The sequence below is a fragment of the Rossellomorea aquimaris genome, assembly GCF_020171925.1.
Taxonomy (GTDB): Bacteria; Bacillota; Bacilli; order Bacillales; family Bacillaceae_B; genus Rossellomorea; species Rossellomorea aquimaris_F.
This window is the reverse complement of record NZ_JAIVAR010000002.1, coordinates 1-12,463: the sequence shown is the minus strand read 5'-3', so window position 1 is coordinate 12,463 and position 12,463 is coordinate 1. Positions and strand designations below refer to the sequence as shown.

The 12,463-nt window shown below is 45.4% G+C and carries 8 protein-coding genes and 1 rRNA gene; all 9 read left to right on the top strand.

Annotation, left to right across the window (positions count from 1 at the left end; translation table 11 throughout):
* The first annotated feature begins 840 nt into the window (after nucleotides 1–840).
* Nucleotides 841–2,184, top strand: coding sequence for a chromosomal replication initiator protein DnaA (gene dnaA / locus LCM10_RS07765; RefSeq protein ID WP_224876375.1), 1,344 nt, complete (start codon nucleotides 841–843; stop codon nucleotides 2,182–2,184).
* Nucleotides 2,185–2,649: 465 nt separating this feature from the next.
* Nucleotides 2,650–3,786 carry a DNA polymerase III subunit beta gene (gene dnaN, locus LCM10_RS07755; RefSeq protein ID WP_224875678.1) on the top strand — a complete coding sequence of 379 codons (1,137 nt, stop codon included), beginning with the start codon at nucleotides 2,650–2,652 and terminating at the stop codon, nucleotides 3,784–3,786.
* 277 nt (nucleotides 3,787–4,063) lie between these two features.
* Nucleotides 4,064–4,282, top strand: a complete 219-nt coding sequence (gene yaaA / locus LCM10_RS07750) for a S4 domain-containing protein YaaA (protein ID WP_224875677.1) — start codon at nucleotides 4,064–4,066, stop codon at nucleotides 4,280–4,282.
* Between the two features lie 17 nt (nucleotides 4,283–4,299).
* A complete protein-coding gene (gene recF / locus LCM10_RS07745; protein WP_224875676.1) occupies nucleotides 4,300–5,418 on the top strand; it encodes a DNA replication/repair protein RecF in 1,119 nt (372 codons plus the stop codon).
* 9 nt (nucleotides 5,419–5,427) lie between these two features.
* Nucleotides 5,428–5,682 (top strand): extracellular matrix regulator RemB, encoded by a 255-nt coding sequence (remB, locus tag LCM10_RS07740; RefSeq protein ID WP_224875675.1) that lies wholly within the window; start codon nucleotides 5,428–5,430, stop codon nucleotides 5,680–5,682.
* Nucleotides 5,683–5,729: 47 nt separating this feature from the next.
* Nucleotides 5,730–7,652: a DNA topoisomerase (ATP-hydrolyzing) subunit B gene (gyrB, locus tag LCM10_RS07735; protein WP_224876374.1), complete on the top strand. Its 1,923-nt coding sequence runs from the start codon at nucleotides 5,730–5,732 to the stop codon at nucleotides 7,650–7,652.
* Nucleotides 7,653–7,976: 324 nt separating this feature from the next.
* Nucleotides 7,977–10,496 (top strand): DNA gyrase subunit A, encoded by a 2,520-nt coding sequence (gene gyrA, locus LCM10_RS07730; RefSeq protein WP_224875674.1) that lies wholly within the window; start codon nucleotides 7,977–7,979, stop codon nucleotides 10,494–10,496.
* A 359-nt stretch (nucleotides 10,497–10,855) separates the two neighbouring features.
* Nucleotides 10,856–11,968 (top strand): HD-GYP domain-containing protein, encoded by a 1,113-nt coding sequence (locus tag LCM10_RS07725; RefSeq protein WP_224875673.1) that lies wholly within the window; start codon nucleotides 10,856–10,858, stop codon nucleotides 11,966–11,968.
* Between the two features lie 396 nt (nucleotides 11,969–12,364).
* Nucleotides 12,365–12,463: ribosomal RNA gene (locus tag LCM10_RS07720) — 16S ribosomal RNA — on the top strand; the annotation flags it as partial.

Sequence of the window (12,463 nt, the reverse complement as noted above, 5' to 3'; positions counted from 1 at the left end):
ACATCTACATCAAATTGTAAACACAACCTCACCAATTCCCCCCAAATAGTTATAGCTCTTTTCCTCTTTATAAAGGAGTGAATTTCTGGTAGTGGCGATTTTATGCTTTAAAAGTGATCAAGTGAATCCTACGGGTTGCCCAATTGAGTCCATTCCAATCACTTATTTATTGCTGGATGAAGAAACGATCGAAGAATTAGCTTTCTTGCACGGAACTAATAAGCGTCATTTTACAGTGAATGCTAACTAACATCCTAAATCCATTTTGCTACCTCAATACCCTTCTACAAAATCTCCCCCATCACCCCAAAAATCTCACTGTGGATAGTTTTCGACATGATTTTTAATTATCCACAGCACCTATTGACAGGTTTTTCACAAGTTCTACCCTTGTGGACAATTAAATTCCACAAGGGATGGGGGTTGTGGATAAAATTTAAAAACCATTGCACCCCTAAGGATATTTTGATATGATTATTGTGTTTTCACTCTTGATAACTGCAATTACGTAATTTACTTATCCACAAAATGTGGATATCGTGTGGGTAACTTATTCAGATGGTTTGTAAAACCTTGTCCACAAGTGGTGGATATTGTCGACTGACCATTTTCTTTCCTTATTATATATATTTTCCACATTCAGTCCTTTGCATTTTTATAAAATAGAACGTTTTAACACGTGAACAGGTTATACAGAGGTTGTACAAAAGAGAAACCGGACGAGCACTGCCCAGATCCTGCAATGTATTGGAGAGGCAACTGATGATGTCTGCGTACCAAGACCGCTTAAGGATTCTAGTGCTCATGATCGACAATAATAGAGAAAAGGAGGGATCAGGTTTGGAGAATATCGGGGATCTTTGGAGCAAGGCCTTAGAAAATATTGAAAAGAAAATCAGTAAGCCAAGTTTCGATACTTGGTTGAAATCGACGAAGGCACACTCCATTCAAGGTGACACTCTTGTGATTACGGCTCCGAATGAATTTGCTCGGGATTGGCTCGAAGGCCGCTACTCCCAGCTTATTTCCGGGGTCCTGTATGACATAACGGGAGAAGAGCTGGTCGTTAAATTCATTATTCCCCAAAATCAAGAGCCGGAAGAATTTGATATTCCAGTACCACCCAAGAAATCATCAAAAGAGGATGACCAGTATGATCTCAATCAGAACATGCTGAATCCTAAATATACTTTCGATACATTTGTCATCGGCTCTGGCAACCGCTTTGCCCATGCCGCATCCTTGGCAGTGGCCGAAGCTCCCGCCAAAGCTTATAATCCCTTATTCATCTATGGGGGAGTTGGACTTGGAAAGACTCACTTGATGCATGCGATCGGCCATTATGTGCTTGAACATAATCCGGCTGCCAAAGTGGTCTACTTGTCTTCCGAGAAGTTCACGAATGAGTTCATCAACTCGATCCGTGATAACAAAGCAGTCGATTTCAGGAACAAATACCGCAGCGTCGATGTGCTGCTGATCGATGATATTCAGTTTCTTGCCGGCAAAGAACAGACACAAGAGGAATTTTTCCATACCTTCAATACATTGCATGAAGAAAGCAAACAGATCGTCATTTCCAGTGACCGCCCTCCTAAAGAGATCCCGACACTGGAAGATCGCCTGCGCTCCCGCTTCGAATGGGGCCTTATCACCGACATCACTCCTCCAGACCTGGAAACGAGGATTGCGATTTTAAGGAAAAAGGCGAAGGCTGAAGGCTTGGATATCCCGAATGAGGCGATGCTATATATCGCGAACCAGATCGACACGAATATCCGTGAGCTCGAAGGCGCCTTGATCAGGGTCGTGGCCTATTCTTCGCTGATCAACAAGGATATCAATGCAGATCTCGCGGCAGAAGCATTGAAGGACATCATCCCAAGCTCCAAGCCGAAGGTCATCACGATCCAGGAGATCCAGCGTGTCGTCGGCGAGCATTTCAATGTGAAAATCGAGGACTTCAAAGCAAAGAAGCGGACGAAATCCATTGCCTTCCCTCGTCAGATCGCCATGTATCTCTCAAGGGAAATGACCGATTCGTCCCTGCCTAAAATCGGCGAGGAATTCGGCGGCCGTGACCACACAACCGTCATCCACGCCCACGAAAAAATCAGCACACTCCTAGGAGCAGACGCCGTCCTCCAGCAGCAGCTGAAAGAAATCAGGGACTCGTTGAAGTGATGAAAGTAATGAAAAGATAAATTAGTCAGGGTAGATCTCGAAAACATTTAATACTAGTGTTGCAAAGGCTCTTTTTAGGGACTCAATAAACTTTCCAACCCAATCCAGCATTTGATTGGAGTGCAGGACGAAGACTCCTGCGGGAATAGCGAAGCAGGAGAGACCCCGCAGGCGAAGCCGAGGAGGCTCACCGCTCGCCCGCGGAAAGCGAAGTCCTGCACGGAAATCAAATGCGGCATTCAAGGGTTTTATCTTAATGATGGATCCCACCCTAAAAGTGAATACTGTTGATAACCCAGACCAATTAGCACACAGTCTGTCCACATGTGGATAGGCTGTGTTTCCGTTCAATTCACACACTTATCCACATATCAACAGGCCCTACTAGTACTATTACTATTTTTAAATAAATTATTAATATATGATTCAGTCCTAAAAATTATGTGCAAATTGGAGGAAATAATCATGAAATTTGTTATTCAGAGGGACGACCTTGTCCAAAGCGTCCAAGATGTCATGAAAGCCGTGACGTCCAGAACAACGATCCCGATCCTTACTGGAATCAAAATCATCGCGACAGAAGACGGAGTGACATTGACAGGATCTGACTCCGATATTTCGATCGAATCCTTTATCCCTGCTGAAGAAGAAGGAACCGATATTGTAGAAATCCAAGAAACGGGTGGAATCGTCCTTCAAGCCAAGTTCTTCAGTGAAATCGTTAAGAAACTTCCGAAGGATACGGTTGAAATCGAAGTCCAGAATCATTTCCAAACCGTCATCCGTTCCGGAAAAGCTGAATTCAACCTGAATGGATTGGATCCGGAAGAATATCCTCACCTGCCTCAAATCGAGGAGGGGAATGGAATCAAAGTATCGACCGACCTTCTGAAAACCATGATCAGACAGACGGTCTTCGCAGTGTCCACCTCAGAAACACGCCCTATCTTGACAGGTGTAAACTGTCAGATTGAAAACGGCGAATTGAGCTGTATTGCAACAGATAGTCACAGGCTTGCAATGAGGAAGGCGCCGATCGAAACGAACGATGAAACGTCTTATAACATTGTCATTCCTGGTAAAAGTTTGAATGAATTGAATAAAATCCTTGATGATACGGACGAGCCTGTAGAAATCGTCATTACGGAGAATCAGGTGCTGTTCAAAGCGAAGCATCTTCTATTCTTCTCAAGATTGCTTGAGGGGAACTACCCGGATACTAGCCGTTTGATCCCGTCCGATTCCAAAACGGAATTGACGCTTGCGACGAAAGAATTCCTTCAGGCGATCGATCGTGCATCCTTGCTTGCGAGGGAAGGTCGAAATAACGTCGTGAAGCTTTCGACGCTTGAAGGCGGAATGATCGAGGTTTCCTCCAATACCCCTGAAATCGGTAAAGTCATTGAACAGGTCCAAAGTCAATCGATCGAAGGTGAAGAACTGAAGATCTCGTTCAGTGCGAAGTACATGATGGATGCCTTGAAAGCGATCGAAGGGACGGAAATTCATGTGAACTTCACGGGAGCGATGAGACCATTTGTGTTAAAACCGCTTCATGATGATTCCATCCTTCAATTGATCTTGCCGGTTAGAACATACTAAGTTTGATAGAGGCTGATACCTCCCTTGAGAGGTGTCGGCTTTTTCTTTTATAAAAAATAAACTTTTTTAAATGTTATGGCAGGAGGATGCGAAGTATGTGGAATCCTGTCACATTGTTCTTCCTGGATTTATTCACCTGCGATTGAGTCGCTGAATCCCCTCCGTGCCCCCTTCTTTACCCGCCTCGAAAATCCTGCCACTTTTCGTTAGTTGTGACTTGTCCTCATTTAGAGTAAAATAAGGTATTAGAGACTTTATACGGAAAGTAGTGATTTTAGTGAAACAAACGGTCACGATTTCGACGGAGAATATTACATTGGGACAGTTCCTGAAACTTGCCGATGTCATTCAATCCGGAGGTATGGCGAAATGGTTTTTAAGTGAGTACGAAGTATACATAAATGGTGAACAAGACCAGAGAAGAGGAAGGAAACTTACGGTCGGGGATAAAGTTGAAATTCCGGAAGTAGGGGTCTTTGTGGTTGCTGGAGAATAATAAAGGATGTTATGTCCATGTATATTGAACAGTTGGAATTAAAGAATTATCGGAACTACGAATCGATCGAGGTGGATTTCGAGAACAAGGTAAACGTCATCCTCGGGGAGAATGCCCAGGGAAAGACAAACATCATGGAGTCCATCTATGTCCTTGCGATGGCGAAATCCCACCGGACGTCAAATGATAAAGATTTAATCCGTTGGGACGAGGAATATGCTAAAATAAAAGGTAGGATTCAAAAGCATAACGGAGGATTGCCACTGGAGCTCGTCCTGTCGAAAAAGGGCAAGAAAGCAAAGTGCAATCACCTTGAACAACAGAAACTCAGTCAATACGTCGGTAATATGAATGTTGTCATGTTCGCGCCTGAAGATCTCCATCTTGTCAAAGGGAGCCCTCAAGTAAGGCGTCGTTTTATTGATATGGAAATCGGGCAGGTTTCGCCGGTTTACTTACATGATATCAGTCTTTACCAAAAAATATTACAGCAGCGGAATCATTATTTAAAACTTCTGCAGACGAGAAAACAGACGGATCAAACGATGCTTGATGTCCTCACCGAGCAATTCATCGAGGTGGCAGTCAAAATCGTGAAGAAGCGGTTTGAATTCGTACAGCTTCTCGAAAGCTGGGCGAAACCGATCCATTCAGGGATATCAAGGAACCTCGAGACGCTCGAAATCCTTTATAAACCTTCTTTGGATGTATCAGATGATCAAGAATGGTCGAAAATGGTAGAGGTATACGAACGAAAATTTGAAGGGATCCGCGAGCGTGAAATCGATCGGGGCGTCACCCTTTCAGGACCGCATCGGGATGACCTGCAGTTCATTGTGAACGGACGTGATGTTCAGACGTTCGGTTCCCAGGGACAGCAGCGGACGACAGCCCTTTCTGTGAAACTGGCAGAAATCGAGCTCATCCATTCAGAAATTAAGGAATATCCGATCCTGCTCCTCGATGATGTGTTATCGGAGCTTGATGATTATCGACAATCCCACTTGCTCAATACCATACAAGGCAAGGTGCAGACATTCGTCACCACGACCAATGTGGACGGGATCGATCATCGGACACTGAACGAGGCAACGACATTCGAAGTGGAAGCGGGAACTATGAAAAGACTGAAATGAGGTGGTACCTTGTACATTCATGTCGGAGAAGATGTCATGGTACGAACGGATGATATCATCGCAATCATCGATCGGGATACCGTACAGTTTTCAGAAGAACTGCAGCTTTTTTTAAAAAATAAAGATAATCACCTTTGGAATCTTGCAAAGGGTTCATATAAATCTCTCGTTATTACGAAGGATCAATTGTATCTGTCTCCATTGGCATCAAGCACGCTCAAGAAACGATCAAAGAAATACTCAAACTATGAGAATTTATTATAGGAATACAAGTCCGAAAGGTAAGAAAGTGTAGGTGAATCGGCATGGCTATGGAACAAAAACAAGCACAAGGTCAATCCTATGATGAAAATCAGATTCAGGTTCTAGAAGGACTCGAAGCCGTTCGAAAACGACCGGGAATGTACATTGGTTCAACAAGCGGTAAAGGCCTTCATCACTTGGTATGGGAAATCGTGGACAACAGTATCGATGAAGCGCTCGCTGGACATTGTAACGAAATCGAAGTCATCATCGAGGAAGATAACAGCATCACGGTTACCGATAACGGCCGCGGGATTCCGGTCGGGATTCATGAAAAGATGGGACGCCCTGCGGTAGAGGTCATCATGACCGTACTCCATGCAGGCGGTAAATTCGGTGGAGGCGGATATAAAGTTTCTGGTGGTCTCCACGGCGTTGGGGCTTCGGTCGTCAATGCGCTTTCCACTGAACTTGAAGTGTATGTCCACCGCGACGGGAAAATCCATTATCAAAAGTTTGAAAAAGGGGTTCCAAGCTTTGATCTTAAGGTCATCGGCGAAACGGACAAGACGGGAACGGTCATCCACTTCACGCCTGATCCTGAAATCTTCACGGAAACGACTGAATATGACTTCGAGACACTCGCGAACCGTATTCGCGAATTGGCTTTCCTGAATAAAGGCATCCAGTTAAGCATCGAAGACAAGCGCGGCGAAGGGAAGCGAAAGGATTACCTCTATGAGGGTGGAATTAAATCTTACGTAGAGCACCTTAACCGTTCAAAAGAAGTCATCCATGAAGAACCGATCTTCATCGAAGGCGAAAAGGACGAGATCACGGTTGAAATCGCCCTTCAATACAATGACGGCTTTGCCAGCAACATCTATTCCTTTGCGAATAACATCAATACCCATGAAGGTGGTACTCATGAATCCGGGTTCAAGACGGCTTTGACGCGGATCATCAATGACTATGCCCGTAAGAACAACGTGTTCAAGGAAAGTGACGCCAACCTTTCCGGTGAGGATGTACGTGAAGGATTGACGGCCATCATCTCGATCAAGCACCCGGACCCTCAGTTTGAAGGACAGACGAAGACAAAGCTTGGGAACTCAGAGGCAAGGACCATCACGGACTCCCTCTTCTCTGAGCACTTGGAAACGTTCCTGCTGGAAAATCCGGTCGTCGCAAGGAAAGTGGTCGAAAAAGGCCTCATGGCTGCCCGTGCCCGTATGGCTGCGAAGAAAGCAAGGGAACTGACACGCCGTAAGAGTGCGTTGGAAATTTCGAGCCTTCCTGGTAAATTGGCCGATTGTTCATCAAAGGATCCAAGCATCAGTGAAATCTATGTCGTTGAGGGTGACTCAGCGGGTGGATCTGCCAAGCAGGGCCGTGACCGTCACTTCCAGGCGATCCTGCCACTGCGCGGTAAGATCATCAACGTTGAGAAGGCACGCCTTGATAAGATCCTTTCAAACAATGAGGTCAGGGCCATCATCACGGCACTCGGTACAGGAATCGGGGAAGACTTCGACATCACGAAAGCAAGGTATCATAAGATCGTCATCATGACCGATGCCGATGTCGATGGCGCCCACATCCGTACACTGCTATTGACGTTCTTCTATCGTTACATGAGGAAGATCATCGAAGCTGGATTCGTCTACATCGCGCAGCCGCCGTTGTACAAGATCCAGCAAGGCAAGAAAATCGAATATGCATACAACGACAAAGAGCTCGATCGCATCCTTGCGGAAATCCCACCTACACCGAAACCTGGTATCCAGCGTTACAAAGGTCTAGGGGAGATGAATCCGGATCAATTATGGGAAACGACCATGGATCCAGAATCAAGGACCCTCCTGCAAGTAAGCCTGCAGGACGCCATCGAAGCCGACGAAACCTTCGAAATCCTCATGGGTGACAAAGTAGAACCAAGACGTAACTTCATCGAAGAGAATGCAGCTTACGTTAAGAATTTGGATATCTAAGTTGGTTTTGATTTTGTAATAGATGTGTAGCAAATGATCAGGGCGATCTTTGGCTATACTACTAAGTTGATTGGAGCGGATGGCGCTCGACTCCTGCGGGAAATGCTGGACAGGTGAGACCCAACAGGCGCATAGCGCCGAGGAGGTGCACCGCCCGCCCCGCGGAAAGCGTGCGCCCGGAGCGGAAATCAACGGGCCCGTTTTAACAGAACATTTTTGAGAAAAACAGGATAGACACACCAATCTATCCTGTCTTTTACATAGCGGACAAGGTTAACAAAGAGAAAGGTCCAAATCTTTCTTCAAAAGGAGGTCCCTTACACTATGGCAGAAACACCAAGTTCCAATGTTAAAGAGATTAATATAAGCAATGAGATGCGCTCATCCTTCCTTGATTATGCAATGAGTGTCATCGTATCCCGTGCCCTTCCGGATGCGCGCGATGGATTGAAGCCAGTTCACCGCCGTATCCTTTATGCCATGAACGACCTTGGCATGACGGCAGACAAAGCATACAAAAAATCCGCCCGTATCGTCGGTGAAGTAATCGGTAAGTATCACCCGCACGGTGACTCAGCGGTGTATGACACAATGGTCCGTATGGCGCAGGACTTCAACTATCGCTATATGCTCGTGGACGGCCATGGTAACTTCGGTTCCGTCGATGGGGATGCAGCGGCAGCGATGCGTTATACAGAAGCGCGCATGTCCAAGATCTCAATGGAATTAATCCGTGATATCAATAAAGATACCATCGACTATAAAGATAACTATGACGGTACGGAACGTGAACCGGAAGTCTTGCCGGCCCGTTTCCCTAACCTATTGGTCAACGGCTCCTCAGGGATTGCGGTCGGGATGGCAACGAATATCCCACCTCACAATCTAGGGGAAGTCATTGACGGAATCATGGCACTCAGTAAAGATCCGGAAATCACGATCCAGGAATTGATGGAATATATCCATGGCCCTGATTTCCCTACTGCTGGATTGATTGTCGGCAGAAGCGGGATCCGCCGTGCCTACGAAACAGGTAAGGGTTCGATCACGATGCGTGCCCGCGTTGAAATCGAACAGAAGAGCAATGGCAAAGAAACGATCATCGTTCATCAGATTCCTTATCAAGTGAATAAAGCGAAGCTGATCGAAAAGATCGCAGACCTTGTTCGTGATAAGAAAATCGACGGAATCACCGACCTGCGCGATGAATCCGACCGTAATGGAATGCGCATCGTCATCGAGGTTCGCAAGGATGCCAATGCCAATGTGCTATTGAACAATCTTTACAAACAGACGGCCCTTCAGACAAGCTTTGGTATCAATCTCTTGGCCCTTGTAAATGGCCAGCCGAAGGTATTGAACTTGAAGCAGTGCCTGGTAGAGTACCTGGAACATCAACGCGTCGTCATCCGCAGAAGAACCGAGTTCGAATTGCGTAAAGCGGAAGCACGTGCACATATCTTGGAAGGTCTGCGCATTGCGCTTGATCATATTGATGAAATCATCGCCCTCATCCGCGGCTCTCAAACGACCGAGCTTGCGAAACAAGGGTTGATGGAGCAATTCTCATTATCCGATAAACAAGCACAAGCAATCCTTGATATGCGTCTACAGCGCTTGACAGGTTTAGAGCGCGAGAAGATCGAAGACGAATACCAAGAGCTTGTGAAGCTGATCGCTGAATTGAAAGCGATCCTTGCTGATGATGAAAAAGTCCTTGAAATTATCCGTGAAGAGCTTCTGGAAATCAAAGAGCGCTTCAATGATGACAGAAGATCTGAAATCGTAGCGGGCGGAATCGAGAACATTGAAGATGAGGACTTGATCCCACGGGAAAACATCGTGGTTTCCCTCACGCATAACGGCTACATCAAACGTCTTCCTGTTTCAACATACCGCAGCCAAAAACGCGGAGGAAGAGGAATTCAAGGGATGGGCACGACAGGCGATGATTTTGTGGAGCATCTCCTGACAACATCCACCCATGACACGATCCTGTTCTTCACGAATAAAGGGAAGGCGTATCGTGCAAAGGGATATGAAATCCCTGAATTCAGCCGTACGGCTAAAGGACTTCCGATCATCAACATGCTAGGCGTGGAGAAGGACGAATGGATCAACGCGATGATCCGCATCGAAGAATTCGTTGATGACTGGTATCTATTCTTCACGACGAAGCAGGGGATCTCGAAGCGTACGCCTGTTTCCGATTTCGCCAATATCCGTACGAACGGACTCATTGCCATCAATCTGAAAGAGAATGATGAATTGATTTCCGTTAAGCTGACTGATGGCGAGAAGGATATGATCATCGGGACGAAGAAAGGGATGCTGATCCGATTCCCTGAAACAGATGTCCGTTCAATGGGACGAACAGCAACCGGAGTCAAGGGAATCACGCTTTCCGGTGATGACTATGTCGTAGGCATGGAAATCCTTGATGAGAAAAATGATATCCTCGTCGTTACCGTCAACGGTTTTGGTAAACGGACACCGGCTAGTGAATATCGAGTCCAGACCCGTGGCGGGAAAGGGCTGAAAACATGTAATATTACGGACCGTAACGGTGAGCTCGTATCAGTGAAAGCTGTCACGGGCGAAGAAGATCTCATGATCATCACCGCACAGGGAGTCCTCATCCGTATGGATGTCAAAGATATCTCGACAACCGGCCGTAACACACAAGGTGTGAAACTCATCAGACTTCAAGAGAATGAATTTGTTTCCACGGTAGCCAAGGTGGAAAAAGAAGAAGAAGAAGAGACAGCAGCACCAGTCGAAACGGCTGAAGGAGAACATGAAGCAATCGAACATGTTGAAACTGAGGGCGATTCAGAAGAATAATGTTTAATAAAAGCTATCCCTTGTATGAAGCTTTCTTCAGAAGGGATAGCTTTTTTTATCGTAAAAAAAATGCTTTAAACGTTAATCTTCTCTGTAGGTGCCTGACTCATGCGGAAATTGCGGGCAAGGTGAAACCCCTTAGGGCAGTGCCCTAGCAGGCTTAACTCACATACTGCGGAAAGCGGGCAACTGAAGAGCAAATCAATCTTGACTCCATTCTTCAAAAGCATCAAGTTTACGTAAACACCATGTTTAAAAGACTTACAATCTCATAATAATTTTTTCCTAAAAAACAAACTATTGTGAAAAGTATTTGGTAAAATAAAGGAATAGACAAGGATGATTCGAGGTGCAATGAAATGAAAGTACATCGTGATGACGTTCAAGCAGGTTGTATTCTGGAGGATGATGTCATGGGGATGACAGTCAATCCAATTATTCCGAAACAGACGATATTGACCGATGAACATATAAAGATCCTTCGTGCATTCAATATCACGGAAGTAACAATAGAGAAAACAAGGGTAGACGGACGGAATGTGAGGCCGAAGACCTCCTCTTCGGCTGCCGCGAAGACCGACAGCGAAGAGGTGGACAGTGAGTACATATATGAAGCGAAGCCAAATCAAGGGATGGTATCAACGTATTTGAATAGCGTTGAGGAGTTCAAGAAGGAATTCATCAACTGGCAATCAGGAATGCCGATCAATCTAGCCAAGATCAGGGAAATCACCCTCCCTCTCATCGACCTGATGCAACAGAATAGATCGATTATCTACTCTTTGAATCAATACTCTACGAAAAAAGAGTATATCTATCATCACCCGGTCTCGGTCGGTGTACTTAGTGCGATGATCGGGAAAAGGCTCGGCCTGAATAGCGGGCAGATCAATCAACTGGCAATGGCTGGTATCCTAGCGGACTGTGGAATGTCCAAAGTGTCCTCAACGATCCTGAATAAAGAGAGGCCCCTTTCAGAGCATGAATTCCAGGAAATCAAACTCCATACCGCAAATGGCTATAAAATGGTGAAGGACTCCCCTTTATTGAAGCCCGAAGCGAAGCTTGCAATCTTCCAGCATCATGAACGATTTGATGGAACCGGTTATCCGACATCTGAAAAAAGTGACCGGATCCACCTCTATTCCCAGATCATCGGAATAGCGGATGTATTCCATGCCATGACCTCAGAGAGGCTTTATCGAAGCAAACAGCCGATCTTCAAGGTACTCGACATGATCAGCAGGGACCTCTTCGGTAAGTTTGATATAAAAGTAGTGAACGCGCTCATCGGGATAGCGGGTGACTTGGACATAGGAACGGCGGTTAGGCTGTCGTCAGGTGATTACGGGGAAGTGGTCTATAAAAAAGCTAATGCCTTTACCAAACCGATCATTAGACTAAATAACCGTGATGAGCTGCTGGATCTTTCCAAGGAACGCAATATTTATATAACAGAAGTGCTGGGATAGTTTCCAGTTTCAACGATATGGACCAAGGTGAAGAACTTCTTGGTTCATATTTTAGTTATAAAAAAATCCTTCTGCCCCTGTCGTAACAAGGTTTCACCGGTAATATCGGCGGCAAGTAATCTTTTTTGAAAATACCCCTTGCTAAACAACTTAATAGTATGTATAATATTATTTGTTGTCCGAAAGACATTACATATTGATTCGACAAAAAAGTTTTTGCGAAATAATAAAAAAGTGTTGACGAAAAACGGACAAGATGATATATTATAAAGGTCGCTTCAAACGGAGCGCGAAACCATTTGAACCTTGAAAACTGAACAAAACAAGACAATACGTCAACGTTAATTCTAGATTTACCGTAACGAATATCGTTACAAAAAAGAGCTATTCAAACTTTTATCGGAGAGTTTGATCCTGGCTCAGGACGAACGCTGGCGGCGTGCCTAATACATGCAAGTCGAGCGGATCGATGGGAGCTTGCTCCCTGAGATCAGC